This window comes from Bradyrhizobium sp. 141 (assembly GCF_023074055.1).
Classification (GTDB): Bacteria; Pseudomonadota; Alphaproteobacteria; order Rhizobiales; family Xanthobacteraceae; genus Bradyrhizobium.
Genome location: NZ_JADPKR010000108.1, coordinates 265,288 through 291,880 on the forward strand (window position 1 = coordinate 265,288; position 26,593 = coordinate 291,880).

23 protein-coding genes are annotated in these 26,593 nt (G+C 64.2%); 13 read left to right on the forward strand and 10 right to left on the reverse strand.

Annotated features, from left to right (window positions below; genetic code table 11):
• Positions 1-9: 9 nt before the first annotated feature.
• The 4 genes from IVA81_RS34850 (at position 10) to flaF (ending at position 8,068) form a co-directional block, all read left to right on the forward strand.
• The gene (locus IVA81_RS34850; RefSeq protein WP_247326684.1) at positions 10-2,289 is read left to right on the forward strand and encodes a DUF1522 domain-containing protein; all 2,280 of its coding nucleotides are present in this window, start codon (positions 10-12) and stop codon (positions 2,287-2,289) included.
• Between the two features lie 326 nt (positions 2,290-2,615).
• A complete protein-coding gene (locus IVA81_RS34855) occupies positions 2,616-4,895 on the forward strand; it encodes a DUF1522 domain-containing protein (RefSeq protein WP_247326685.1) in 2,280 nt (759 codons plus the stop codon).
• Between the two features lie 219 nt (positions 4,896-5,114).
• On the forward strand, positions 5,115-7,406 hold the full coding sequence (locus IVA81_RS34860; protein ID WP_247326688.1) for a DUF1522 domain-containing protein: 2,292 nt from the start codon (positions 5,115-5,117) through the stop codon (positions 7,404-7,406).
• A gap of 293 nt (positions 7,407-7,699) precedes the next feature.
• Positions 7,700-8,068, forward strand: coding sequence for a flagellar biosynthesis regulator FlaF (flaF, locus tag IVA81_RS34865; protein WP_247326691.1), 369 nt, complete (start codon positions 7,700-7,702; stop codon positions 8,066-8,068).
• A gap of 115 nt (positions 8,069-8,183) precedes the next feature.
• Here flaF and IVA81_RS34870 read toward each other — a convergent pair whose 3' ends face one another.
• The 4 genes from IVA81_RS34870 to IVA81_RS34885 all read right to left on the reverse strand — a co-directional run bounded on the left by IVA81_RS34870 (position 8,184) and on the right by IVA81_RS34885 (position 10,704).
• Positions 8,184-8,543, reverse strand: a complete 360-nt coding sequence (locus IVA81_RS34870; RefSeq protein ID WP_247326693.1) for a hypothetical protein — start codon at positions 8,541-8,543, stop codon at positions 8,184-8,186.
• Between the two features lie 159 nt (positions 8,544-8,702).
• The gene (locus IVA81_RS34875; protein ID WP_247326695.1) at positions 8,703-9,200 is read right to left on the reverse strand and encodes a hypothetical protein; all 498 of its coding nucleotides are present in this window, start codon (positions 9,198-9,200) and stop codon (positions 8,703-8,705) included.
• Between the two features lie 11 nt (positions 9,201-9,211).
• Positions 9,212-9,580 (reverse strand): flagellar assembly peptidoglycan hydrolase FlgJ, encoded by a 369-nt coding sequence (flgJ, locus tag IVA81_RS34880; RefSeq protein WP_247326697.1) that lies wholly within the window; start codon positions 9,578-9,580, stop codon positions 9,212-9,214.
• On the reverse strand, positions 9,580-10,704 hold the full coding sequence (locus tag IVA81_RS34885; RefSeq protein ID WP_247326699.1) for a flagellar basal body P-ring protein FlgI: 1,125 nt from the start codon (positions 10,702-10,704) through the stop codon (positions 9,580-9,582). The genes flgJ and IVA81_RS34885 overlap by 1 nt, the downstream gene beginning before the upstream one ends.
• A gap of 283 nt (positions 10,705-10,987) precedes the next feature.
• On the opposite strand from IVA81_RS34885, the gene IVA81_RS34890 reads away from it, so the two are divergent.
• On the forward strand, positions 10,988-11,401 hold the full coding sequence (locus tag IVA81_RS34890; protein WP_247326701.1) for a flagellar assembly protein FliX: 414 nt from the start codon (positions 10,988-10,990) through the stop codon (positions 11,399-11,401).
• Positions 11,402-11,547: 146 nt separating this feature from the next.
• Here IVA81_RS34890 and IVA81_RS34895 read toward each other — a convergent pair whose 3' ends face one another.
• The gene (locus IVA81_RS34895; protein WP_247326703.1) at positions 11,548-11,919 is read right to left on the reverse strand and encodes a helix-turn-helix domain-containing protein; all 372 of its coding nucleotides are present in this window, start codon (positions 11,917-11,919) and stop codon (positions 11,548-11,550) included.
• Positions 11,920-12,067: 148 nt separating this feature from the next.
• Here IVA81_RS34895 and IVA81_RS34900 point away from each other — a divergent pair, with 148 nt between their 5' ends.
• The 3 genes from IVA81_RS34900 to IVA81_RS34910 all read left to right on the forward strand — a co-directional run bounded on the left by IVA81_RS34900 (position 12,068) and on the right by IVA81_RS34910 (position 14,503).
• Positions 12,068-12,679, forward strand: coding sequence for an NAD(P)-dependent oxidoreductase (locus IVA81_RS34900; RefSeq protein ID WP_247326704.1), 612 nt, complete (start codon positions 12,068-12,070; stop codon positions 12,677-12,679).
• Between the two features lie 215 nt (positions 12,680-12,894).
• Complete coding sequence (dksA, locus tag IVA81_RS34905; protein WP_008554760.1) at positions 12,895-13,260, forward strand: RNA polymerase-binding protein DksA; 366 nt, start codon at positions 12,895-12,897, stop codon at positions 13,258-13,260.
• Between the two features lie 463 nt (positions 13,261-13,723).
• Positions 13,724-14,503 carry a fumarylacetoacetate hydrolase family protein gene (locus IVA81_RS34910; protein WP_247326705.1) on the forward strand — a complete coding sequence of 260 codons (780 nt, stop codon included), beginning with the start codon at positions 13,724-13,726 and terminating at the stop codon, positions 14,501-14,503.
• Between the two features lie 209 nt (positions 14,504-14,712).
• Here the strand turns inward: IVA81_RS34910 and flgH are convergent, their stop codons facing one another.
• From flgH to flgF, 4 genes are read right to left on the reverse strand one after another with little or no spacing between them, the layout of a single operon-like run.
• Positions 14,713-15,474 carry a flagellar basal body L-ring protein FlgH gene (flgH, locus tag IVA81_RS34915; protein WP_247326706.1) on the reverse strand — a complete coding sequence of 254 codons (762 nt, stop codon included), beginning with the start codon at positions 15,472-15,474 and terminating at the stop codon, positions 14,713-14,715.
• 3 nt (positions 15,475-15,477) lie between these two features.
• Positions 15,478-16,614, reverse strand: a complete 1,137-nt coding sequence (gene flgA, locus IVA81_RS34920) for a flagellar basal body P-ring formation chaperone FlgA (protein WP_247326707.1) — start codon at positions 16,612-16,614, stop codon at positions 15,478-15,480.
• Positions 16,615-16,624: 10 nt separating this feature from the next.
• On the reverse strand, positions 16,625-17,413 hold the full coding sequence (gene flgG / locus IVA81_RS34925; RefSeq protein WP_247326708.1) for a flagellar basal-body rod protein FlgG: 789 nt from the start codon (positions 17,411-17,413) through the stop codon (positions 16,625-16,627).
• A gap of 15 nt (positions 17,414-17,428) precedes the next feature.
• Positions 17,429-18,190 (reverse strand): flagellar basal-body rod protein FlgF, encoded by a 762-nt coding sequence (gene flgF / locus IVA81_RS34930; protein WP_247326709.1) that lies wholly within the window; start codon positions 18,188-18,190, stop codon positions 17,429-17,431.
• Between the two features lie 378 nt (positions 18,191-18,568).
• Between flgF and fliL the strand changes: the two genes are divergently transcribed.
• The 5 genes from fliL (at position 18,569) to IVA81_RS34955 (ending at position 22,319) form a co-directional block, all read left to right on the forward strand.
• Positions 18,569-19,066, forward strand: coding sequence for a flagellar basal body-associated protein FliL (fliL, locus tag IVA81_RS34935; RefSeq protein WP_247326712.1), 498 nt, complete (start codon positions 18,569-18,571; stop codon positions 19,064-19,066).
• 30 nt (positions 19,067-19,096) lie between these two features.
• On the forward strand, positions 19,097-20,299 hold the full coding sequence (fliM, locus tag IVA81_RS34940) for a flagellar motor switch protein FliM (protein ID WP_247326715.1): 1,203 nt from the start codon (positions 19,097-19,099) through the stop codon (positions 20,297-20,299).
• Entirely contained in the window at positions 20,296-20,742 is a 447-nt protein-coding gene (locus IVA81_RS34945) for a DUF6468 domain-containing protein (protein WP_247326717.1), read from the forward strand. The genes fliM and IVA81_RS34945 overlap by 4 nt, the downstream gene beginning before the upstream one ends.
• Before the next feature lie 9 nt (positions 20,743-20,751).
• Positions 20,752-21,516 carry a flagellar protein FlbB gene (locus IVA81_RS34950; RefSeq protein WP_247326719.1) on the forward strand — a complete coding sequence of 255 codons (765 nt, stop codon included), beginning with the start codon at positions 20,752-20,754 and terminating at the stop codon, positions 21,514-21,516.
• A 605-nt stretch (positions 21,517-22,121) separates the two neighbouring features.
• Entirely contained in the window at positions 22,122-22,319 is a 198-nt protein-coding gene (locus IVA81_RS34955; protein ID WP_247326721.1) for a hypothetical protein, read from the forward strand.
• A 22-nt stretch (positions 22,320-22,341) separates the two neighbouring features.
• Here IVA81_RS34955 and IVA81_RS34960 read toward each other — a convergent pair whose 3' ends face one another.
• Complete coding sequence (locus tag IVA81_RS34960) at positions 22,342-26,487, reverse strand: VCBS domain-containing protein (protein ID WP_247326723.1); 4,146 nt, start codon at positions 26,485-26,487, stop codon at positions 22,342-22,344.
• Positions 26,488-26,593: the final 106 nt, after the last annotated feature.

The window sequence follows — 26,593 nt, forward strand, 5'->3', positions numbered from 1 at the left end:
AACAGAGTTATGTCAGGTATCGTCCTCTCCTCGTCGGTTCGTCAGAACCTGCTCTCCCTCCAGTCCACTGCTGACCTCCTCGCCACCACGCAGAACCGTCTGTCGACCGGCAAGAGCGTCAATTCGGCCCTGGACAATCCCACCAACTTCTTCACCGCACAGTCGCTCGACAACCGCGCCAGCGACATCAATAATTTGCTCGATGGTATCGCCAACGGCGTGCAGGTGCTGCAGGCCGCCAACACCGGCATCACCTCGCTGCAGAAGCTGATCGACAGCGCCAAGTCGATCGCCAACCAGGCGCTGCAGACCACCGTCGGCTACTCCACCAAGTCGAACGTCTCCGCCACCATCTCGGGTGCGACGGCGGCCGACCTGCGCGGCACGACCTCCTACGCCAGCGCGACCGCGAGCAGCAACGTCGTGTTTAGCGGCGCTGCCGGCGGCACCACGGCGGCGAGCGGCACCACGACCCTCGGCGCCACCCTCGGCACCTTCACGGGCACCGCGGCAACGGCCGGCGACGGCACCGCGGCCCTGACCGGCACCATCACCCTGATCGCCACCAACGGCACGACCGCCACCGGCCTGCTCGGCAATGCCCAGCCCGCCGACGGCGACACGCTGACCGTGAACGGCAAGACCATCACGTTCCGCTCGGGTTCTGCTCCGGCGTCGACCGCGGTTGCGTCCGGCTCGGGCGTCAGCGGCAACCTCGTCACCGACGGCAGCGGCAACTCCACGGTCTATCTCGGTACCGCGGGCACCCCGGCTGCGACCGTCAACGATCTGTTGACCGCGGTCGATCTGGCCAGCGGCGTCAAGACGGCATCCATCACCGCCGGTGCTGCGACGCTCGCCACCAGCTTCAACCAGACCGCTTCGAGCGTTGGTGCGGGCGCCGTCACGCTGAAGAGCTCGACGGGTGCTGACCTGAGCGTCACCGGCAAGGCCGACCTGCTCAAGTCTCTCGGCCTGTCCACGTCTGTGGGCGGCGGCAACGCCACCGTGAGCGTCAACCGGACCACGAGCGCGGGCTCGCTCGGTGCGACGATCGCGGACGGTTCGACGCTGAACGTCGACGGTCACGTCATCACCTTCAAGAACGCGCCGATCCCGGGTTCGACCGGTGCTCCGAGCGTTCCGAGCGGGTATGGTACGAGCGGCAACGTCCTCACTGACGGCGCCGGCAACTCGACGGTCTACCTGCAGGGCGGCACGATCAACGACGTGCTGAAGGCGATCGACCTTGCCACCGGCGTGCAGACCGCGACGATCAATGCCAACGGCACCGCGGGGCTTACGACGGCCACCGGCCAGACCAACTCGTCGATCAACGCCTCGGGCCAGCTCAAGCTCTCGACCGGCGTCAATGCCGACCTGTCGATCACCGGCACCGGCAATGCGCTGAATGCGCTCGGCTTCGCCGGCAACACCGGCACTTCGACCGCCTTCACCGCGGCGCGCACCTCGGGCGTCGGCGGCATCACCGGCAAGACCTTGACCTTCTCCTCCTTCAACGGCGGCACGGCGGTCACCGCCACCTTCGGTGACGGCACCAACGGCACGGTCAAGACGCTCGATCAGCTCAACACGAAGCTTCAGGCCAACAACCTGACGGCGACGATCGACGCCAACGGCCTGCTGACGGTCTCGACCACCAACGACTACGCGTCCTCGACCATCGGTTCGAGCGCCGCAGGTGGTTCGATCGGCGGTACGCTGACTTCGGCGCTGACGTTCTCGACGGCTTCCAGCCCCGTCCAGGATACGGTTGCGCAGACCTCGCGTGCTAATCTCGTCAACCAGTACAACAACATCCTGAACCAGATCGACTCGACGGCGCAGGACTCCTCGTTCAACGGTGTCAACCTCTTGAACGGCGACCAGCTCAAGCTGGTGTTCGACGAGACTGCCAAGTCGAGCCTGAGCATCACGGGCGTGACCTACAACTCCAAGGGTCTGGGCCTTGCTGCGTTGACCAGCGGTGTCGACTTCATCGACAACTCCGCGACCAACAAGGTGCTGTCCAACCTGAACTCTGCCTCGAGCACCCTCCGTTCGGAAGCCTCGGCTCTGGGCTCGAACCTGACGATCGTGCAGGTTCGTCAGGACTTCAACAAGAACCTGATCAACGTGCTGCAGACCGGTTCGTCCAACCTGACCCTGGCCGACACCAACGTCGAGGCGGCCAACAGCCAGGCGCTGTCGACCCGCCAGTCGATCGCGGTCTCCGCGCTGTCGCTGGCCAACCAGTCGCAGCAGAGCGTGCTCCAGCTGCTCCGCTAACAAGCGGACGACATCGCAAGACGATTACGGCGGCGGGGCTTCGGCCCCGCCGCTTTCTTTTTGCGCTCGTCCCGCGCAGCCGGCGTCCTGCGGGGCTTTCGAAAAGTAACCAGCGGTTATGGTTAATGGAGCGTAAGCGCAGAGAAACGCCAATGATTTCAGGCTGATTGCAGAACGCGCGGGCGGCTGTCGTTCGTTTATGGTGAACCGACGCTTATGCAGGCGATGTTCGTTTCACCCTTTGTTAGCCATGTCGCGGCACGCTGGCCCCGTCACTCGATCCGAAGCGATCGAACGAAGACGCGTAAGCCAGAAGGGTAAGAGTCATGTCAGGTATTGTTCTCTCTGCGTCGGTTCGTCAGAACCTCCTCTCTCTCCAGTCCACCGCCGATCTTCTCGCCACCACACAGAACCGTCTGTCGACCGGCAAGAGCGTCAACTCGGCTCTGGACAATCCCACCAACTTCTTCACCGCACAGTCGCTCGACAACCGCGCCAGCGACATCAACAATTTGCTCGACGGCATCGCCAACGGCGTGCAGGTGCTGCAGGCCGCCAACACTGGCTTGACCTCGTTGCAGAAGCTGATCGACAGCGCCAAGTCGATCGCCAACCAGGCGCTGCAGACCACCGTCGGCTACTCCACCAAGTCCAACGTCTCCACCACCATCTCGGGCGCGACGGCGGCCGACCTGCGCGGCACGACGTCCTTCGCCAGCGCGACCGCGAGCAGCAACGTGCTGTATAACGGCACGGCCGGCGGTACCACCGCGGCGACCGGCACGACGACGCTCGGCGCCACCATCGGCTCCTTTGCAAGCACTGGCGCAACGGCCGGCAACGGCACCACGGCCCTGGACGGCACCATCACCCTGATCGCCACCAACGGCACGACCGCAACAGGCCTGGCCGGCAACGCCCAGCCTGCCGACGGCGACACGCTGACCGTGAACGGCAAGACCATCACCTTCCGCTCGGGTTCTGCTCCGGCGTCGACTGCGGTCGCGTCCGGTTCGGGCGTCAGTGGCAACCTCGTCACCGACGGCAACGGCAACACCACCGTCTATCTCGGCACCGCAGGCGCCCCGGCCGCGAACGTCAATGATCTCTTGACTGCGATTGATCTCGCCAGCGGCGTCAAGACGGTATCCATCACCGCGGGTGCCGCGACGATCGCCACGAGCGTCGGCCAGACCGCTTCGAGCGCTGCTGGCGGTGCCGTCACGCTGAAGAGCTCGACAGGTGCGGATCTGAGCGTCACCGGCAAGGCCGACCTGCTCAAGGCGCTCGCCCTGACGACGTCCACCGGTGCAGGCAATGCCACCGTGACCGCCAACCGGACCACGAGCGCGGCCTCGCTCGGTGCGACCATCGCGGACGGCTCGACGCTGAACGTCGACGGTCACGTCATCACCTTCAAGAACGCGCCGGTCCCGGGTTCGACCGGTGCGCCGAGTGTTCCGAGCGGCTTCGGTGCCAGCGGTAACGTCGTCACCGACGGCAACGGCAACTCGACGGTCTATCTGCAGGCCGGCACGGTCAACGACGTGCTGAAGGCAATCGACTTTGCCACCGGCGTGCAGACCTTCACGCTGAACGGCAGTGGTGGCGGTACGCTAGCGACTGCGGTCGGACAGGCTCCATCGACGATCAACACGTCCGGCCAGCTCAAGATATCGACCGGCGTCAACGCCGACCTGTCGATCACCGGCACCGGCAACGCGCTGAACGTATTCGGCCTCGCCGGCAACACCGGAAACGCAACGGCATTCTCCGCCGCCCGCACCTCCGGCATCGGCGGCATCGCCGGCAAGACCTTGACCTTCTCCTCCTTCAACGGCGGCACGGCGGTCAACGTCACCTTCGGCGACGGCACCAACGGCACGGTCAAGACGCTCGATCAGCTCAACACGAAGCTTCAGGCCAACAACTTGTCTGCGACGATCGACGCCAACGGCTTGCTGACCATCACCGCGTCCAACGATTACGCGTCCTCGACGCTCGGCTCGACGACTGCCGGCGGTGCGATCGGCGGCACGCTGACTTCGGCGCTCACGTTCTCGACGGCTTCCAATCCCGTCCAGGATGGCGTTGCCCAGACGGCCCGTGCGAACCTGGTGTCTCAGTACAACAACATCCTGAACCAGATCGACACGACCTCGCAGGACTCCTCGTTCAACGGTGTCAACCTCTTGAACGGCGATCAGCTCAAGCTGGTGTTCGACGAGACCGGCAAGTCGAGCCTGAACATCACCGGCGTGACCTACAACTCGAAGGGCCTGGGTCTCGCCTCGCTGACGGTCGGCGTCGACTTCATCGACAACGCCGCCGCCAACAGGGTGCTGACTAACCTGAACGCCGCGTCGAGCACGCTGCGCTCGGAAGCCTCGAGCCTCGGCTCGAACCTCTCGGTGGTGCAGATCCGTCAGGACTTCAACAAGAACCTGATCAATGTGCTGCAGACCGGCTCGTCCAACCTGACCCTGGCCGACACCAACGTCGAGGCGGCCAACAGCCAGGCGCTGTCGACCCGGCAGTCGATCGCGGTCTCCGCGCTGTCGCTGGCCAACACCTCGCAGCAGAGCGTGCTCCAGCTGCTCCGCTAATAACCGACTGAAATCACACAATAAAATCGAGCGGCGGGGCCATTTGCCCCGCCGCTCTTTTTTGCATTCGGAGACGGGGGAGGGCCTTCACTCGCCATTAACCCTATCGCTTAAACCGGCGTTAACCATACTTTAAAGGACACCTCCTAAAACTGGACAAAAGCCCGCTTTCGAGACCGCGCGGCCGATTCGTATCCGGTTCAAGAGGAAGACTCGCCAATGTCCAACATCGTTCTCTCGGCGTCCGTTCGCCAGAACCTGTTGTCGCTGCAGTCGACGGCCGACTTGCTGGCCACGACGCAGGAGCGGCTGTCGACCGGTAAGAAGGTCAACACGGCGCTCGACAATCCCACCAACTTCTTCACGGCGCAGGGGTTGGACAACCGGGCGAGCGACATCAGTAACCTGCTCGACGGCATCAACAACGGTGTGCAGGTGCTCCAGGCCGCCAACACCGGCATCACCTCGCTGCAGAAGCTGATCGACAGCGCCAAATCGATCGCCAACCAGGCGCTGCAGACCACCGTCGGCTACTCCACCAAGTCGAACGTCTCCACCACGATTCCCGGCGCGACGCCCGCCGACCTTCGCGGCACGACCTCCTACGCGAGCGCGACCGCCAAGAGCAACGTGCTCTATACCGGTGCAGCCGGTGGCACGACCCCGGTCACCGGGACTGCAGCGCTCGGTGCATCGCTCGGCTCGAGCGCCGGCACCTTTACCGGCACGGCAGCGCTTGCCGCCGACGGCACCACCGCGCTGTCCGGCACCGCGACATTGGTCGGCACCACCGCGTCCACCACGTTCGGGGCCGCGCCCGCCGACGGCGACACGCTGACCGTGAACGGCAAGACCATCACCTTCCGCACCGGCGCCGCTCCGAGCACGCAACCGACCGGCTGGGGCCTCGACGCCAGCGGACACATCGCCACCGACGGCAACGGCAATTCGATCGTCTATGAGGGAACGGCGGGTGCGCCCGGGGCGACCATCAACGACGTCCTCAGTGCGATCGACCTCGCCAGCGGCGTCAAGACCGCCACGATCAGCGCGAGCGCGGCCACCATCGCGGTCAGCGGTTCGGCGGGTCCCGTCGGCACGCTTCAGACGGCATCGTCCATCTCGGGCGGCGGCCAGGTCACGCTGAAGAGCTCGACCGGTGCCGATCTGAGTGTGACGGGCAAGGCTGACTTCCTCAACAAGCTCGGTCTGACCGCGGCGACCGGCGCAGGCAATGCGAACGTGACCGCGGCCCGATCGACCACCGCCGGCTCGCTCGGCACTCTCGTTCAGGACGGCTCGACCCTGAACATCGACGGCCACACCATCACCTTCAAGAACGCGCAGACGCCGCAATCGGCGGCGAGCGTCACGTCGGGCGGCGTCAGCGGCAACATCGTCACCGACGGCAACGGCAACTCGACCGTCTATATCCAGAGCGCGACGCTGACCGACCTGCTCAACGCGGTCGATCTTGCCACCGGCGTCAAGACCGCGAGCCTCTTCAACGGCGCGGCGACGTTGACGCCCACCGCGGGTCAGATCCCGTCGTCGGTCAACAGCAGCGGCCAGCTTGCACTCTCCACCGGCATCAATGCCGACCTGTCGATCACCGGCACCGGCAACGCACTCGGCGCGTTCGGCCTCAGCGGCAACACGGGAACGGCGACCGCCTTCACCGCGGCGCGCACCTCCGGTGTTGGTGGTGTCAGCGGCAAGACTCTGACCTTCTCGTCCTTCAACGGCGGTACGCCGGTGAACGTCACCTTCGGCGACGGCACCAACGGCACTGTCAAGACGCTCGATCAGCTCAATGTGCAGCTGCAGGCGAACCACCTGACGGCGACGATCGATGCCAACGGCGTGCTGACGGTCACCACCGTCAACGAATACGCGTCCTCGACCCTCGGATCGACTGCCGCGGGCGGCGCGGTCGGTGGTACGCTCACCGGCGTGCTCGCCTTTACCACCGCGCAGCCCCCGGTTCAGGACCCGGTCGCGCAGACGGCGCGTTCGAGCCTGGTCAGCCAGTTCAACAACATCCTGGCACAGATCGACACGACGTCGCAGGACTCGTCCTTCAACGGCATCAACCTGCTCAACGGCGACACGCTGAAGCTGGTTTTCAACGAGACCGGCAGCTCGACGCTCGGCATCAACGGCGTCGTGTTCAACGCGGCGGGTCTCGGTCTCAGCAATCTCGTTCCCGGCACGGACTTCATCGACAACGGCGCCACCAACAAGGTGCTGGCCAGCCTGAATGCCGCCTCGAGCAGGCTGCGCTCGGAAGGCTCCTCCCTCGGTTCGAACCTTTCGATCGTGCAGGTGCGTCAGGACTTCTCCAAGAACCTGATCAACGTGCTGCAGACCGGCTCGTCCAATTTGACGCTCGCCGACACCAACGAGGAAGCGGCGAACAGCCAGGCGCTGTCGACCCGCCAGTCGATCGCAGTCTCCGCGCTGTCGCTGGCGAACCAGTCGCAGCAGAGCGTGCTGCAGCTGCTCCGCTAATTTCGAGAGCCAAGCTCACCATTCGAGATTTCGCGGCGGGGCTAACGCTCCGCCGTTCTTTTGAGGGAGATCGCTAAGACAAGATTAGCTGAGATCAGCACGCATCGCGCGAAGCGCGTTTACACCGTGCGTGCGTGGATCTAGCGTTGCGCTGACGAAGAGCTCCGCGACCCGTAATTATCCGGAGTGCTTCCAAGCACACACGTAAGCAAATCTTAAGCGGTGCTGCCTAGGGTTGGGAAAGAAATCCTTAAGCGCTTACAACGCGCTAGGTAACCTCCAGGGTGTGATTGATGTCGAATTCCGCTGCCTCGGCTTATGCGCGTGTTGCAACCACCACCGCATCTCCTCGCGACATCGAGGCGCAGACCCTGCTCAAGGCCGCGAACAAGCTCCAGGACGCCGTGAACGCCGCCGATCCGCTCAGCGAGCAGACCATGCAGGCCCTGATGTTCAACCGCAAGCTCTGGACCATTTTCTTGAGCGAGGCGATGCGCGACAACAATCCGCAGCCGATCGACGTGCGGCAGAAGATCGCCAACATCAGCGTGTTCGTGCTGAGCCAGACCGCCGCGCTCCAGATGAGCCCGCAGTTCGATCACTTCCGTCCGCTGATCGAGATCAACCGCAACATCGCCGCTGGTCTGTCCGGACGCCCGTGATGGGCAGGTGCTGATCACAGCTTGTCGTTTTGCTTCGACAATACGACTTTCACGCTGACCGGTGCCGGTCAGGCGCAGAGCAACAACGTCGATCCCGCAATCTCGATCGTGATCGTCAGGCGCTGACGTCCGTGCTGAGCGGACGCGAGGGCTCGGACTTCATATCCAATGCATGGAAATAGGCCCGCCGGCGCAGCATCGCTTCGTCGGGGAACTGGTTGACCACTGCGTCGGTCCTGTCATTGACGACCTGGAAGACGAAAGACGCGGCGGCCTGGTCGAATATGACCTGGCGCGAGACGTTCTCGCGGTTCGGCAGATCATTGCGCACGGGCGCGCTCGTATCGCTCGCGGCGACCGCCTGGCTCACCGGAAGATCAGTTTGCACGGCCTCGTTCGCCGCCACGTTGGACGTCGTTACGATCTGCACGGGGGCCGGGATCCCCACCGGCCTGATGCTGAAATCTGTACTCATGGCAGCCTCCTGGTTGCCTAGCGTGAGTCAAATCCCAACCCCTCTAATAACGCAACCATGGAACACCAGGACTGAAGACCCGGTAAGGAAACGTACCTAACCGCGCGACGATATCGTCGCGCGGTTTTTCGTAAAATCGTCTCTTGTTCTTGTGTGCGCTCAGAGCGAGCGGCTGACCGCGAGCGGAGTGATGTGGCGCGGACCTGGAGCCGCGCGGCGCCCGGCGGCCGTATAGGTGTTCGGCACGTTGCGCTTCTGGATCTCGGCATTGACGCCGCGCACGACGCTTTCGGAGACCGCGTGCGCGGTGGCGAGCACGGTGAGATTGACCTGAAGCATCGCGCGGAAGGCATCGTGGTGGCGATGCAGCGTCGAGAGCAGCTCCGGCGCGGATTTCGCGAGATGAGGCTGGTTCGCCTTCAACTGGCTGACGGCGCCGACGTAGTTTCGCGACAGCTCCTGCTTCTTGCTCTCGAGCATCATTGCCTCGCGGACCTTGCCGGCGCGAACGAGCTCGGTCTCGCGCTCGATCAGTCCGAGCAGGGCGCTCATCGCATCCATCAGGTCTTCGGCGAGCTTGCGCGCCTCGGCGCTGCCGGGCGCGGTGTTCGGACGCTGGGCTTGCATCGGCTGACGTGAGGCGTTGAACTGGTTCATCTCGTTTGACCTTATGCCGTGCGGATCGTTTTCGCCTGCTGCAGGATGAGGGTGCGGTAAACTTCGGTGGCGATGCCGACGCCGCCGGCCTTGGCGAAGTTCTTGGAATATTGCTCGGTCAGCATCGAGCGCCATACGCCGGTGCCGGGCGTGTCGCCGAACGGGCCTTCGCCCTTCAGGCCCGAGGTCATCTGCGAGAACATGCTGTTGAGAAACATCGCCTCGAAATCGGTAGCGGTCTTCTGCGCCCTGGCCTGCTGCTTCGGCGGGACCTTTTGCAGGGCGCTCGCAAGCTCGAAGTCCGGGCGGCCGTTGCGGCTTTCCACCGAAAAGGCCGAGGAGGTGGCGAGGCGCGGAGTGTTGATCGTGCCGGTCTGCATCACATCACCTCGATGTCGGCTTCGATCGCGCCGGCGGCCTTGATCGCCTGGAGAATGCTGATCATGTCGCGCGGGCCGATGCCGAGGCCGTTGAGGCCGTCGACGAGCTGCTGGAGCGAGACGCCGTCCTTGACGACGGCGAGCCTCTTGCCGTCCTCGGTGACGGTGACGCTGCTGCGCGGCGCGACCACGGTACGGCCGCGCGACAACGGGTTGGGCTGGCTCACCTGCGGGCTCTCGGAGATGGTGACGGTGAGGTTGCCCTGCGCCACCGCGACGGTGGCGACGCGGACGTCGCGGCCCATCACGATGATGCCGCTGCGCTCGTCGATGATGATCTTGGCGGCGAGATCGGGATCGACCTGGAGCTGCTCGATCTCGGTGAGAAAGGCGACGACGTTGCCCTTGAACTCCGGCGGGATCGAAAGCTGCACCGTGGAGGGGTCGATCGGCTCGGCGGTCTTGACGCCGAGATAGTCGTTGACCGCGGCGGCGATCCGCTTGGCCGTGGTGAAGTCGGCATTGCGTAGCGCCAGGCGCACGTTCGGCAGCCGATTGAGCGCGAACTCGATCTCGCGCTCGATGATGGCGCCGTTGGCGATGCGTCCCACGGTCGGAACGCCGCGCACGATCTTGGCCGCCTCGCCCTCGGCCTGGAAGCCGGAGATCGCGAGCGAGCCCTGCGCCACCGCGTAGACGTTGCCGTCGGCGCCGAGCAGGGGGGTGACGAGCAGGGTGCCGCCCTGGAGGTTCTTGGCATCGCCGAGCGCGGAGACGGTGACGTCCATGCGCGTGCCCTGGGTGGCGAAGGCCGGCAGATTGCCGGTGACCATCACGGCGGCGACGTTGCCGGTGCGGATGGTGGCGCCGCGGATGTTGACGCCCATGCGCTCGAGCATCGCCTGCAGCGACTGCTTGGTGAAGGGGATGTTGTTGAGGGTGTCGCCGGTGCCGTTGAGGCCGACGACGAGGCCATAGCCGATGAGCTGGTTCTGCCGCACGCCTTCGATGTTGGCGAGGTCCTTGATGCGCGAGGTCGCAGCCGCCGGCGCGACCGACAGCGCCAGCGCCGACAGCGCCGCGCAGGCCACCCCAACAATCCTCACCCAACGAACGCCTGGCATCCTCTGCTCCCCAAGCCTTCTGAAAAGGCCTCTCAAATCGGAAAGACCTGCACGACACTCCCATGACGAGCTGGTCCGGCGCTGTCCTTGCCAGTGCTGTGCCAACCGAGGGCAGCGAGGTAGGTGGCTGAATAGGTTGAATAAATCTGTTTCGACCGGTGTCAGCGGTCATTCGCCCTGAGGAGCGAAACTGCCGCCCGTCGGCAGATTTTGCCGGGCTGTTTACGCCCCGTTAACCATAAGACGGCGAAGGTGAGGGCATCGATCACCCGGATTCCTTCCGATGCGCATCTACGGACCGAACGGCACCACGGTTGGAACGCCGGCCAGCCAGGCCAGGCGGACGGGCTCCGGCACCTTCGTGCTGCCCGACACCTCGTCGGCGCAGGAGACGCGGAGCGCTGCCGCACCGAAGGCCGCCACCAACATCGATGGGCTGCTGGCCCTGCAAGGTGTCGAGGAGGATCCGGTCGAGCGCCGCAAGCGCTCGGTCGCCCGCGGCAGGACCGCGCTCGACGTGCTCGACGATCTCAAGATGGGTCTGTTATCAGGCAATCTCGATGCCTCGACCGTGATGCGGCTGCGGGATGCTGCGGCGAATCTGAAATCGTCCTCGGGCGATCCTGGTCTCGATTCCCTGCTCTCCGAGATCGAGCTGCGGGTGGAGGTCGAACTGGCGAAGGCCGGGCAGGCTTAGCGGGCTGTCGTCGCCCGGCTTGACCGGGCGACCCAGTATTCCAGAGAAAGCAGTGATTGAGCCGAGAAGCCTCGGCGTACTGGATGCCCCGGTCAAGCCGGGGCATGACAGCGGGGTTTGGGGGCGAAACGTCGCTTCACACACACTTACGCCGCTTCCTCCTTCTGCTGCGCGTCGTAGCGGCGCTGGGCGGCGAGAACGTCTTTCAGATTCTGCTCGGCCCAATCGCGCAGGGGATCGACCGCGCCGGCGAGCGTCAGCCCGAGCTGCGTGATCGAATATTCCACCGTGACAGGCACGGTCGCGATAGCATGGCGCTTGATCAGCCCGTCGCGTTCGAGCGATTTGAGAACCTGGCTCAGCATCTTCTGCGAAATGCCTTCGATCGTGCGGCGCAACTGGTTGAAGCGCATCGGCTCCTCGCGCAGCAGCAAAAGGATCAGCACCGCCCATTTGTCGCCGACGCGATCGAGGATCTGGCGGGTGGGGCAGTTCGCGGCATAGACGTCGGGTTTCATGGTCGGGCCTCGGATCCGTTCTCGTCGCTTGCGATACGCATGGGGGTTACCCCTGTGTAATCAGGTAAGCACAAAGTGCTCTCTTTACACCAGCATTCTTTACGATACCTAGTCGCCATTAGTTACCACAGTAGCAAAGGAGCCTTCCATGAAAATCGCAATCGCCGGCGCCTCGGGCCGGGCCGGGTCGGAGATCACCAAGGAACTGTCGCGCCGCGGCCACGCGGTCACGGCCATCGCCCGCAACCCCGAGAAGATCGCAGCCCTGCCGAACGTCACGCCGACCAAGGGGGACGTGCTCGACCAGGCGGGCCTTGCCAAGCTGTGGGCCGGGCACGACGTCGCCGTGAGTTCCGTGCACTTCCTGGCCAGCGACGCGCTCAAGCTGATCGGTGCGGCGAAAGACGCCAAGGTCGGTCGTTATCTCGTCGTCGGCGGCGCCGGCAGCCTCGAGGTCGCGCCGGGCGTGAAGCTGGTCACGACTCCCAATTTTCCGGCCCAATACAAGGCGGAAGCGGAAGCAGGCTCGGCCTTCCTCGACCTCTTGCGGCAGGAAAAGGAACTGAACTGGACCTTCATTTCGCCGTCCGCGCTGTTCGTCGAGGGGGAACGCACCGGCAAGTTCCGGCTCGGCACCGATCAGCTTCTCGCAGATGCGAACGGCAAGAGCTGGATCAGCTTCGCTGACTACGCCATTGCGCTTGCCGACGAGATCGAGCGCCCGGCCCATGCGAGGCAGCGCTTCACGGTCGGCTACTAGGCCCTCGGCCGCCCCCGGTCCCTCCAGGATAAACCTTCCTGTGCAAGGGCTTGGGGGCGCCGGTCGGGCGGTGAGGGAAACATTGTCTGTCACAGGAGGCCGCTATATAACGCCCCGCTCAACGGACACCGTTTCCGTTGCGAGTCGTTGCTTAGACAGATAGGCCGCCCTTGGAAAAGTTGAAAAACTACCGACCGACTGAAAAAGAGCCTTTCATGAACGACCGGCAGAAGGAGTACTTCCGTTTGAAGCTCCTCGCCTGGAAGGATGAGATCCTCAAAGAGTCCAAGCTCACTCTGCAAGCCTTGCAGGAGGAGAACGTGAACCACCCCGATCTCGCTGATCGGGCATCGTCCGAAACCGACCGTGCCATCGAACTCCGCGCCCGCGACCGCCAGCGCAAGTTGATCGCCAAGATCGACGCCGCGCTCCAGCGTATCGAGGACAACACCTACGGCTATTGCGAGGACACCGGCGAGCCGATCTCGTTGAAGCGGCTCGAGGCCCGGCCCATCGCGACGCTCTCGGTGGAGGCGCAGGAGCGCCACGAGAAACGCGAGAAGGTCTATCGCGACGAATAGAGTCCGAGCCGCAGAGATGCGGCTCTTTGTTTTTGGACGCAAGGCGCCGTTTCGCGTCGTGGTCAGCATTTTGCCGGTCGCTTGCGCTCGCGTGCCTCGGCGCGCGAGTGCAAGCGCGAAAAGTGAATCGCGATCAATGGGCTAGACTCGATTCCTCCGAGCTCACGTGAGTTCGGATGAGAAACAGCTTTCACTTCAGGTGCGGGGGATTTTGCGAGTCGCATCAACGGGATCGACTCGGGAGTTGAAGCTCTGATCCAGCTGCATCAAGCATCGCTGCAATCATGCCTTTTGCGCTGTTTGCAGGACCTGCGAGGCGCCTGCCTCCATAGAGCCTCCACCAGCTCAATATTTCCTTAAACGCGGGCGAGGCACCGTAATCCCCCGGCCGGGTGCGCTTGTCAGGCCGCAGCGGGGATGCTGAAGTACCGCCTGCGACTGCGTAGCGTGGGAGGCGGCGCCGATGGACAAGATTCTCGAAGCCGCAAAGGCGATCGTGCTGGCACGCCGTAACCATGCGCCGCTCGCGGCGTTGGAACGTCCGCCCATTGATGAAGCCGAGGGCTATCAGGTCCAGCGGGCGCTGCACGATCTGCTGCTGCCGCATGCCGGGCCGCTGGTCGGCTACAAGGTCGGCTGCACCAGCCAGGTGATGCAGGACTATATCGGCATCCCGCATCCCTGCGCCGGCGGCGTGTTCCAGAAGGGTGTGCATGACAGCGGCGCCAGGCTCGCGGCCTCCAACTATGTCCGGGTCGGCGTCGAATGCGAGATCGCGGTGCGGCTGAAGCGCGACCTCGCCGCTGGCGAGGCGCCGTTCACCGCCGAATGGGTCGGGGAGGCGGTCGAGGCCTACCATCCCGCGATCGAGATCGTCGACGACCGCTACGTGAAGTGGGAGACGATGGGCGCGCCGACGCTGATCGCCGACGATTTCTTCGCGGCCGGCTGCGTGCTGGCCCCGGCGGTTCCGCGCTCGTCGGTGCCGGACCTGAAGGCCGTCAAGGGCCGCGCCATCCTCAACGGCGAGGAGGTCAGCCACGGCACCGGCGCCGACGTGCTCGGTCACCCCCACAACGCGCTCGCCTGGCTCGCCAACCATCTCGCCGCCGAGGGCAAGGGCCTGCACGCGGGGCAACTCGTGCTCACCGGCAGCCTGGTCAAGACGCTGTGGCTGAAGGCCGGCGACAAGGTCCGGATGGAACTGGACGGCTTGGGGGCGGTGGAGGCGAAGTTTACGTGAGGGGGCACGGCGCTTCGGCACTCTTCGTCATTGCGAAGGACGGTGTTTGAGCAGCGGCGTCGCTCCTATAGCGCGGCCTGACTTGCAGCCTCCTATAGCCGCGACGCCAAAATACATGCGGCCTCCGGCAGGGGAGCTACCGGAGGCCGCGTCGTACATCGTCGTTCGCGCCTAGGTTCGCGAACACGATGTGGGAGCTCGGGAGAGGGCTAGAAGGGCAGCAGCACGTCCATGACCTGCTGGCCGTAGCGCGGCTGTTGCACGTCCGTGATCTGGCCGCGGCCGCCATAGGCGATGCGGGCCTGCGCGATCTTGCTGGAATCGATGGTGTTGTCGCTCTGGATGTCTTCGGGGCGGACGATGCCGGCGACCACGAGCTCGCGGATCTCGTAGTTGACGCGGATCTCCTGCTTGCCTTCGACCACGAGGTTGCCGTTCGGCAGCACCTGGGTGACGACGGCGGCGACGTTGGTCTGCAACGCTTCCTGGCGATTGACCGAGCCCTTGCCGTCGGCGGAGGAAGTCGAGTCGGTGGTGAGAAGGCGACCGGGCAGGACCTTGAGCGGCTGCGTGACCGTCTGGCTGCCGATAAAATCGGTAATCCCCGAATCTTCCTTGGAGGTTCGGCTGCGCTGGGTTTCGTTGGAGAGGTTGGCCTTGTCGGTGATGTTCACGGTCACGGTCAGGAGGTCGCCGACCTGGCGGGCGCGCTGGTCCTTGAAGAAGGCGCGGCTGCCGCTGCGCCACAGTGAGTTCGGATTGTAGGAGGCGACTTCCGGCTTCGGCATCGGCATCTGCACCGGCTTGTAGCCCGGCTGCGTCGTCGGATTGTCGATCGCCGACAGCTTCGGTTGCTCGCCGATCTGCGACAGGCGGTCGATCGAGGAGCAGCCGCCCAGCGCGCAAGAGGCCAGCAGCAGGGCAGAGATCGCGATGCGACGAAGGCGGAAAGCCGAACTGAACGTGGACATGACTTACTCTGACTTGGCTGGAGGCGAGGCGCGAATTTGCGGGATCTGGGCTTGTGCGACTTGAGCCGGCGGGGCGGGAGCCTGGACCAGGCCCCGGACGATGGCTGCAGTGTCGATGGGAGCGGGCGCTCCGTCGCGCTTGAGCGAGGAGGTCTGCTCGACCGCCGGCGCCATCGGTGCGGACTGGCTCGCGCCCTGGATCGTCACTTGGCCGCGGCCGGTGACGAGGCCGGTCAGCGTGCGCTTGGATTGCAGATTGATCACGCTGACGGTGTCGCCCTCGGCGCCGCTCTCGATCGCCTTGCCGCGCGTGGTGAGGTAGACGCCGGGCACCTGGTAGATGATGGTGACGGCCTGATCGCGCAGCACGAAGTCGGGCTTGACGATGTCGGCGACACGGAGCGGCGTGCCCGCCCGCATCGGCCGGCGCAGCTGCATGCCGACGCTGCGATCGCGCGAGGCGGGCTCGCCGGTGACCTCCGCCTTCGGCCGGCGCTCCAGCGAGACGTCGGAGGACTTCAGGAGATCGGTACGGTCGATGTCGCGCGTCAGCACGGCCACTTCCACCGTCTCGATCGCGGTGCCGGTGAAGCGGAGCTTGGTCGGGGCCGGATTGTTGTCGTTGGCAATCTCGAAGGCGATGTCGAAACGGCCGCTGCGGGCGTCATAGCGGGTTGCGACGGGCTGGAGCCCGCCGCTGTTGGAGGCGTCCAGCCGCATCTCGGCGACGCCGCGGTCGAACGTGACGGTGATGTTGGCGGCGTCCCCGAGGCCGAAGCGGCGTTCGAGCGCCGCGGCGACCGCGTTTTCGAGATCCTTGCTCGCGAGCGTACGGGCGAGGCGGGTAACCTGGACCTCCTTGATGTCGCCCGTCATCACGCCGATCACCTGCTTGGCGCGGAGCACCGACAGCACCTGCGCGACCGGCAGTGCACCGGTGGTGCCGAGATCGGGCGAGCGGTAGACCGGGATCAGCGCGGCCGATCCGGCATTGTCGATGAGATCGCCGACCCGCACCACGTCCGAGGTCACGGTGACGCTGGCGCGCAGCGTCGGCGAGGCGATGAAATCGTCGGCCGCCGCTGCCGGCAAGGCCAGCGCGAGAAGGGCGGAGATCGTGGCGAGGGTGGCGCGGATCATCGTCATCACCTCAGCGGAACAGCGCCGTGGTCGATTGCATCATCTGGTCGGCGGCGCTGATCACCTTGGCGTTCATCTCGTAGGCGCGCTGGGCGGCGATCAGGTCGCTCATCTCCGAGACCACGTCGACATTGGCCTGCTCGAGGCTGCCTTGCGAGATCTTGCCGTAACCTTCGGCCGTGGCCGTGCCGTCCTGGGGCGGGCCGGAGGAGGGCGTCTCGGTGAACTGATTGCTGCCGACGGGCTGCAGGCCCGCTTTGTTGATGAAGCGGGTCAGGCCGATCTGGCCGAGGATGGTCGAGGTCGATGAGCCCGGAAGCGTCACCGAGACCTGGCCCTGCTCATTGACGGAAAGGCCAGATGCGTTGTTCGGGATCGTGATGGTCGGCTGCACCGGGTTGCCCTGCGCGGTGACGACGCGGCCCTGATTGTCCATCTGGAAGGTGCCGTCGCGGGTGTACTGGTAGGTGCCGTCGGGCATCAGGACCTTGAAGAAGCCGTCGCCGGAGACCGCGAGGTCGAGATCGTTGCCGGTCTGCGACAGCGTGCCCTGCGTCATGCTGCGCGGCGTGCCGACGGTCTTGACGCCGCCGCCGATGTCGACGCCGACGGGCAGGATGGTGCCCTGGTCCGAGGCCTGCGCGCCGACGCGGCGCACGTGCTCGTAGATCAGGTCCTGGAACGCCGCGGTCTGCTTCTTGAAGCCGGTCGTGCGCAAATTGGCGATGTTGTTGGAGATCACCTGAACGTTGAGTTCCTGTGCCGCCATTCCGGTCGCTGCGGTGTGAAGCGCCTGCATGTCAGTTCTCCTCAATCAGGCCGGAACGTCGGCGAGCTTCTCGATCGCCGATTTGTGGAGGTCGCTCTGCTGCTGGAGCAGGTTGGCGATGGCGGTGTAGCTGCGCATGACTTCGACCATGCGGGTCATCTCGCCGACCGAATTCACGTTCGACTTCTCGACATAGCCCTGGCGCACGCTGGATTTGGCATTGGCCTGCTGGGTGGCGGAGCCGGCGGCGTAGAGATTGGCGCCGAGCTTGGTCAGCTTGGCCGGGTCGTCGAACGAGGCCATGCGGATCTTGCCGCGGATCGAGTCGGTCTTGGCGGTGCCCTCGAGCACCGTGATGGTGCCGTCGGGGGCGACGTTGATGTCGTGGTCGGTCGGCTGGAAGGTGATCGGGCCGCCGGTGCCGAGCACCAGATTGCCGTCCGGGGTGACGAGCTGGCCGGTGCTGTTGAGCGAGAATTTGCCGTCGCGGGTGAAGAGCTCGCCGCCATTGGCCTGCACCGCGAAATAGGCGTTGCCGTCGATCGCCATGTCGAGCGGGTTGTTGGTCGGCTCCATCGGCCCCTGGCCGATGTCGCGGTAGGTGCCGCGGTCCTGCACATAGGAGACACGGCGGTCGGCGCCGATGAAATTGTCTTCACGCGCGTTCGAGTTGAGAAACTCCTCGAACAGCGAATGGTCGGCCTTGAAGCCGTTGGTGTTGGCATTGGCGACGTTGTTGGCGATGACATCCATCTGCCGTTCCAACGTCATCTGCCGTGACAAGCCGATCAGAAGCGCGTTCTGCATCGGAAATCTCCCCTGAGTGGGACCTGCCATTTCGCTCTCCCAAGCGCCTTGGCGGACCCCGTGAACGAGACCTTCAGGTTCTCCCAAACCGTTGGGTCTCGGCCCTCTCTCAGCGAAAGCCGTGCCAACTCAGAAAATTACGCAATTTCAATGACTTGCTGATTTTTGATGGGTGCGGGAGGGCGGCAGAAAGGTTCTGTTAGCCATGTCTGCCCGGCAGATTTTTCCTAGTGGAGGCCCAATCGAAAGATTCCGTTAACCATTATTACCGTAGCGTTTGCCGTGAAGAGGAGCGCATTGCGCCGGGGCATTTGTATCGCGTCCTTGTCTTAAGGCTTCGCTCTTTCGACCCCTTTGAGAGATCCGGGCGCGGCGACCATGGCAGACAATGAAGCGGAAGGCGGCGCAGCCAGTGAGGGCGCGGAAGCCGCTCCGAAGAACAAGCTGAAGCTCATCATCATGGCCATCGGCCTGCTCGCCGTCCTCGGCGGCGGTGCTGCGACCTGGTTCTTCTTCTTCCGTCACGGCGACGACGAGCATCATGCCGAGGCCGCGCCGCCGCCGAAGCCGCCGTCCTTCGTCGATGTCCCCGACATCATGGTCAACCTCGCCGGCGCGCCGGGCGAGCGGGTGCAATATCTGCGGCTGAAGATCGTGCTGGAGCTGAAGGAAGAAAAGCAGATCGAGGCGATCAAGCCGACGATGCCGCGCGTCACCGACATCTTCCAGACCTATGTGCGCGAGCTGCGCCCCTCGGACCTCAACGGGTCCGCCGGCATCTTCCGCCTTAAGGAGGAGCTGACCAAGCGCGTCAACGCGGCGGTCGCCCCGGTCCAGGTCAGCGCGGTGCTGTTCAAGGAAGTCGTGATCCAGTGAGCACGCTGCGGAAGGCAATGGGCTAGCGTCATGGCCGGCAACGAGCAAATGGACCAGGATGCGATTGCCGCCCAATGGGAGGCGTCGCTCGATTCCGAGGATCCCGCTGAGGCCGCGAAGGCCGCCGCCGAGAACGAGCTGTCGGAGACCATGGCCCTGCAATGGGCGGCCATGGTCGAGGACGGCAGCCGCGATCTCGGAAGCGGCAAGAACTCCGGCGAGCGGGTGCTGTCGCAGGAGGAGATCGACAATCTCCTCGGCTTCACCGTCGGCGACGTCACGCTCGACGACCATTCCGGCATTCGCGCCATCATCGATTCGGCGATGGTCTCCTACGAGCGTCTGCCGATGCTCGAAATCGTCTTCGACCGCCTGGTGCGGCTGATGACGACCAGCTTGCGCAATTTCACCTCCGACAACGTCGAAGTCTCGCTCGACCGCATCACCTCGGTGCGTTTCGGCGACTACATGAACTCGATCCCGCTGCCCGCCGTCCTCACCGTCTTCAAGGCCGAGGAGTGGGAAAACTTCGGCATGGCGACGGTCGATTCCAATCTGATCTATTCGATGATCGACGTGTTGCTCGGCGGCCGCCGCGGCACCAGCCAGCTCCGCATCGAGGGCCGGCCCTACACCACGATCGAGACCGAGCTGGTCAAGCGGCTGGTCGAGGTGGTGCTGGCCGACGCCGAGCAGGCGTTCCGGCCGCTGTCGCCGGTGACCTTCACGATCGACCGGCTCGAGACCAATCCGCGTTTCGCCGCGATCAGCCGTCCCGCCAATGCCGCGATCCTGGTGCGCCTGCGCATCGACATGGAAGACCGCGGCGGCAACATCGAGCTGCTGCTGCCTTATGCGACCATCGAGCCGATCCGGGGCGTCCTGCTCCAGATGTTCATGGGCGAAAAGTTCGGCCGCGACCCCGTCTGGGAAGGCCATTTCGCCACCGAGATCGTGCAGGCCGAGATCGCCGTCGAAGCCGTGCTCTACGAGGCCGACATCCCCCTCAAGCAGCTGATGCGGCTCAAGGTCGGCGACACGCTTCCGTTGGACATGCGCGCCGACGCCAACGTCACCGTGCGCTGCGGCGACGTCACGCTGACCGAGGGGCGGATGGGCCGGGTCGGCGACCGCGTCGCGATCCGCGTGACGAAACCCTTGCGCAAGCCAAGTACGACACTTGCGATGTTCGAGAAGGTGGACGAGCAGAACAAGATGATGGAGGCCCCATGAACCACTCCCTGGGAATGGCGATCGAGACGCTGGTGGCTATCCTGCTGATGCTGACGATCGTCTATTGCGTCATGCTCAACAAGCGGCTGACGCGGCTGAAGGCGGACGAGCATTCGCTGAAGGCGGTCATCGGCGAGCTGATCACCGCGACCGAGATCGCCGAGCGCGCGATCGGCGGGCTGAAGCTGGCGGTGCGCGACGTCAACGAGAACCTCGGCAGCCAGCTCGCCGCGGCGACGCAGATGTCGGACCAGCTCTACAAGCAGCTCGGCGAAGCCGACAACGTGGTGCGGCGGCTGTCCAAGATCGCGATCGCGGCGCGCCCCATGACCAGTCCGGAAACGATCGCCGCGCCCGCGGCCAAGCCATCGACGGCGAAGGCGGTAGCGGCGGCAGCCGAAGCCTTCTCCGAGCGCCGACGATCCAACGGCCTTGCCGCATGAAGTCAGGGTATGAAGTCCTTTCGTAACATCCGCGTCATCCCGGTCGTCCTGGTCGCCGTCGCAGGCCTCGCCACGCTGAAGGTCGCGGGCCTCGTGATCAATGGCGGCTATGTGTTCGACTACAAGCCGAACCAGTCGAAGAAATCCTGGGCGCAGGAGAATCTGAACTTCCCGACCGGCCGCGAGGACCCGGAGATCATCACCGGCTCGACCCATGGTGCGCCGAAGGAGGCGCCCAAGCCCGCCGCGCCCGAGACCAAGCCCGAAGGCACCGTGGTCAAGGTGGACGAAGCCCAGCCGCAGGTCTCGGCCTCCGAGCGCGCGATCCTCGAGCGGTTGCAGGCGCGCCGCCAGGAGATCGAGGCCCGCCAGCGCGAGATCGACATCCGCGAAAGCCTGCTCAAATCGGCCGAGAAGCGCATCGAAGGCAAGGTCGAGGAGATGAAGGCGGTGGAAACCCGCATCTCGGCGACGCAGGCCGAGCAGAAGGCCGCCGAAGCCCAGCGCATGAAGGGCCTCGTCACCATGTACGAGGGCATGAAGCCCAAGGACGCGGCGCGGGTGTTCGACCGGCTGGAGATGGGCGTGCTGATCGAGATCGCCTCGGCCATCGCGCCGCGAAAGATGTCGGACATTATGGGACTGATGTCGCCGGAGGCCGCCGAGAAGCTGACGGTCGAGATGGCCCGCCGAGCCAATGGCGGCGGCGATCAATCGGCTTCGGCCGGAGATCTGCCCAAGATCGACGGCAAGCCGACGCAAAAGCCGAATTGAGCACTCAAGGCGAAGCGTGCTGTGGCAACCTGCGCATTGTCGCGCGGTCGTTCGGCTGGAGCGCCCAGCGAGGCGCCCTGCGTGTCTAGTTCGCGAACGCCTGTTGCACCCTGCGAACAGGCGGGCGCAACTGCTTCTCCACACGAGGAAGAGTATTGAGCTGCTGCTTGATCGCCGCGGCCTTTGCGACCCGAGTCACGAGCTGAAGCGTGCTATGGCAACAGGAGCATTCATATACTTTCAGGGCATATCCTCTGGCGATCGGAACGATCTCGACGACCGTTCTTGCCCTGCTACACACAATGCAACCGGCTTCTCCGCTCATTGATTACCCCCAAAGCTAACCAATCGATTCGCATCGCCGAGATCACATCTGATTCAGAGTCGCGTGCGAAGCGCAACGCCTGGAAGGTTGTGGGTGCGTGCGCTCAGCAACTCGTCAAGGCAGCACATCAAGCTCCCGTTGCGGGTGCAGCCGCGGCAGGCAGCATCTTCTGAGACTGCGGTGAGTTGACGCGCGCAGGTGTGAAGTGGCGGACAGTGGCGCTCAAGGCGCCGTCGTAGGCTTCGGCCATTCGCAATCAGCAACGCAGGAGGAGGGGGCCATGAACTACTCGTCCGCAGCAGAACGCGTAATCGAGGCCGTCAACCGGCTCCTCATCGCGGCGATGACGTCCGCCTGGACATCCGCGCTAAGCCATCAGCATGCAGCGCCGCCCGAGGGCGACGACGGCAACGATGATGAATCTACTCTCGATCAAGAGAATTCCTCCGCGCCGGATGGCGCCGGCAATCAACACTAAAGACGCCATCGGCTTGCGGGCGTCACACGATCAGATCGTGCAACACATGGCCTTGAACTGTACCTGCTCCGTAAGCTGGATCAACTTCAAGCGGGGATGTTTCCGGCATGGACGCCAGTTCGGACCCGCGGAATGCTCCAGCGTGGTCGTGATGACCGGCGACGTCTGAAAGATGATCCAGCACCGCGCTGTGCTGTGAACCCTGCGAAGCGTCATCCTTGAACAGGAACGAGTCGCCGAGCTGCTGCGGATCGGCGGGCTTTGACGCGGACGCTCCATGGGGCGGGTCGTGCTGCTCCGCCGCCTTGCTTGAGAGCGAGGGGTGGGCGCCGGCGGCCGATGACTTCAGAAGGTCGGGGTTGAGCGCCGTCTCTGCCGCGTCGTCGCTGGTATGACCAGCCGCTTGTGCGGCGTTTGCGGGGCGCGAGACGCCGTGATTCCCAGAATCGCTCCCTAGCGCGAGCCCGCGCCCGGCGTGCGGTTCGGCGGCGTTATGATCGAAATTCAGTGCGGCGACAGCGATGTCAGGCATCTGGCCGCTTCCGGAAATTGCGCCATTTTTGCCAGCCGTCGTGTCTGTGTCGAGCACGTGGTTGAAGACAAAACTGACCTCCGTCGGTGCGGCCATGTGCTGCAGGATCGCAGGCAGTCCGCTGGCTGAGGGAGCTACCGCGTCACTGCTGATCGTTTCGGTCGCGCGCGTTTGCGCTTCGTCTGAACCGGAGAGGCTGGAATATTCGGTCCATCCGATCTGGTCCCAGCCCCAATTCAGGCTGGAGGTCGCCTCGCTTGATTGGATTGTGGAACTCCCATCGGCGAGGAGCGTGCCGTCGCCGCTTCCGGAATCGGACGAGACCTCGGAAGTGGTCGCCATCACGGCGGTCGCGTCACTCTGCGCGGTTGCGGTGAGGTCGAGCGTTTCGCTGGCAGCCGCCATCACAGGTGCCGCCGGCGGCGCCAGGATGAAGTCCGACGCGTCGATGGTTGCAATCCCCTGCAAATGGATTTCGACCAGACCGGAATCGCCGATGTGACGGGTCTGGTCCGTTGCATTGACGTACACGATGGTTTCATTCGCCGCGCTGTCATAGAGCCAGGCGATCGTATGTGCCGGCACGGCCGTGCTTGTTGAGCTCAAGGCCAAGATGACGAACCCAAGCGCGCCAAGAGCGGTCAAGTCGATCTTGTCGGCCCCCGAGGCGAAGTCGGTGATGGTGTCGAACTGGCTTGCGTTGGAATCGGCCACGAACAAATAAGCGAAGCGGTCGTTGCCATTGCTGCCGGTGAGTTGGTCCGCACCAAATCCGCCGGTTATGGTGTCGCCGCCGTTGTTGCCGTTGATCGTATCGTTGCCCGAGCCCCCGTAGATGACGTCATCGCCGTCGTTGCCTTTGATCGTGTCATTACCGGAGCCACCATAGAGAGCGTCCGCTTTGCCGGTGCCGTTGACGGTATCGCTGCTGGCCCCCGCGTAGATGATCTGACCTGTATGGCCGCCGCCCGCGATGGTTTCGCTCCCCGGCGTCCCATAGACGTTGGGTGGATCGGAGATCACGACAGATCCGGTGGCCAGGTTATCAAAATCGTTGGGATCTGCGTCACTAGCGCCATGGATGGCGATGGTCACCGCCTGGGTCGTACCATCGATGGCAGTTACCGTGAAAGTGTCGGTCAACGTGTCGCCGACCTCGAGCGCCTGAACCACGCTATTGTTGTTGTCGAGGGTGTAAGTCCATACGCCGGCGGCCGTCATAGTGAAGGTGCCGTATCCGTCGTCGCTCGCAGTCGGCGAAGAGACCGCGGTGAAAGCGGTCGGCGCGTTGTCGACATCCGTATCGGTGAGCGCTCCGGTCGCGGTGGGAGCGCCGGGCGAGAAAGTTCCTGCCTCGGTCACTGAGCCGGTCGTGGTGCCGGAAATGATGGCCGCGTCGTTGGTGCCGTGGATGGTGATCGTCACCACCTGCGGCGTGCCGTCGACGGCTGTCACAGTGAAACTGTCGATGAGTGTGCCGCCGACATTGAGCGCCTGCACCGCACCGTTGGCGTTGTCGAGCGTGTAGGTCCACACGCCGGCGGCGGTTATCGTAAAGGTGCCATAACCACTCGTGCTTGCTTTGGGCGAACTCACGGTTGTGAAGGTATTGGACGCGTTGTCGACGTCGGTGGCAACGAGCGTGCCTGTTGTGCTCGGCGCGCCGGGTATCGCGTTGGTGACGCCTCCGGCTTCGGTCACCGAGCCGGCCGTTGTCCCGGAAATGACAGCGGCATCGTTGGTGCCATGGATGGTGATCGTCACCACTTGGGCAGTTCCGTCCAGGGTGGTCACCGTGAACGTATCGGTCAGTGTCTCGCCGGAATTGAGGGCCTGCACCGCAGCGTTGGCATTGTCGAGCGTGTAGGTCCACACGCCCGCTGCCGTCATGGTGAAGGTGCCGTAGCCAGCGGCGCTCGCCGTTGGCGAGCCGACCGCCGTGAAGGCATTTGCGGTCGTGTCGACGTCGGCGTCGGTGAGCGTACCACTCGCGCTGGCGGTGCCTGGGTTTGCATTGGCGATGCCGCCAGCCTCGATCACTGCGCCAGTCGTCTCACCGGAGATGATCGCGGCGTCACTGGTGCCGTGGATGGTGATCGTCACCACCTGGGCGGTGCCTCCGATCGTGGTTACCGTAAAGCTGTCGGTGAGTGTTTCGCCGGCGTTGAGCGCCTGCACAGCGGCGTTGCCGTCGTCCAAGGTGTAGGTCCACACGCCGGCCGCCGTCATCGTGAAGGTGCCGTAGCCACCGGCGCTGGCTGTTGGCGAGCTCACTGCGGTGAACGTATTGGGCGGATCGTCGACGTCGGTGTCGGTGAGGGTGCCGGTCGCAATTTGCGTACCGGGCGTTCCATTGGCGATGCCGCCAGCCTCGATCGTCGAGCCGATCGTGGTGCCGGAGATGATTGCCGCGTCATTGACACCGTTGATGGTGATTGTGAACGTCTTGCTCGCAGAGTTAAGGCCGTCGGAAACCGTGATAACGAAATCGTCGGTCGTGGGCGCCTTCAGCGCGTTGATCGCGACGCTGTTAGGCACGAACGTGTAGGCGCCGCTCGTACTGTTGACGTAGAGCGTCCCGTACGGACCTGGCTTTGACAGATCGTATGTCACTCCGTTGAGGATCGTCTCGCCGCCGGTCGCCCCTATGACACCAAAGGTCAGCTTGGCGCCGCTGCTGGTGCTGCTGGCGGCGAAAATTCCGCTCGTCGGAGTAAATGTATCAAACACCACCGTATCGAGCTCGGTTGGCCCCGCTCCGGTGTTGAGCGTCGGCGGTATAGGATCGAAAATGGGAATAGCAAATGGTGACACTGGGGCGAGCAGGTTCTGCGGCGCGGGCGCATCGGGCGGAATGAAATTGATCGGCTGCAGCGGCTGGGATTTGACAAAGGGTGGCGTGCTCGATCCATGTGGCCCTCGCCCGTCTGCGAGATTGGCGAGCACATCCTGCTGAGCGGCGCGCAACTCGTCCATGCGAGCGGCCGTGTTCGCGACCTGGTTGACACTGATGGTGGATCCGACCTTCTTGAGGACGATCGTCTCGCCGGGATCTTCAACGATGATGCGTCGTGGGATCCGCTCCTTGGTCACGAGTTCAAATGCACCGTGCGCAAGGTCCTTGTAGGTGATGGAGTCGTCATCCAGCAATGTGACATCCGGATCCGCGGCTTCGGCATTTTGCGCGGCCGAGAAAGTCAATGCTGCAAGCGTCAGCATCCCGAATCCGCCGGCGTGGCCCCGGGCGCGGATACCTGCAATGGGTGTATTCACCTGTAGTGATCCGGTTTCTGCCAGCCGGCCTGGTACGAAACTGAAGCTCCCTCGGGCCACGTCGAACAGGGCCCTCGGTGACATGCCTTCGGCGTCGAAGAGGAATTCGCTCAGCACGACGTGAGTGCCGCAGGCGATGTTGAACAAAGTACCGTCGATAAAGCGAAGTGTGATCTGTCCGTCGGCAACGGTCTCGATCACGTCAGCCCGGTGGACAGGCGCGTCAGCTACCGCCTGTGTGGCGACGCCGCTCGCTGGCGTGAGCGTTCCGCAACCGATCACGGTATGGATATGGCCAATGATTTGGACGGGCAGGGCCATGGCGGCCCCGCTACCAACCTGGATGCCGGACGCAACTGACATGGTTCAACCTCGCCTGGGTGATCGATTCAGGCTCGGCGTGCTGCCATGGTCTTGCTCGGGGCGCCCTCGCCAAGGGACGAAAATATCCTAGGCGCCGGCAGCCCAA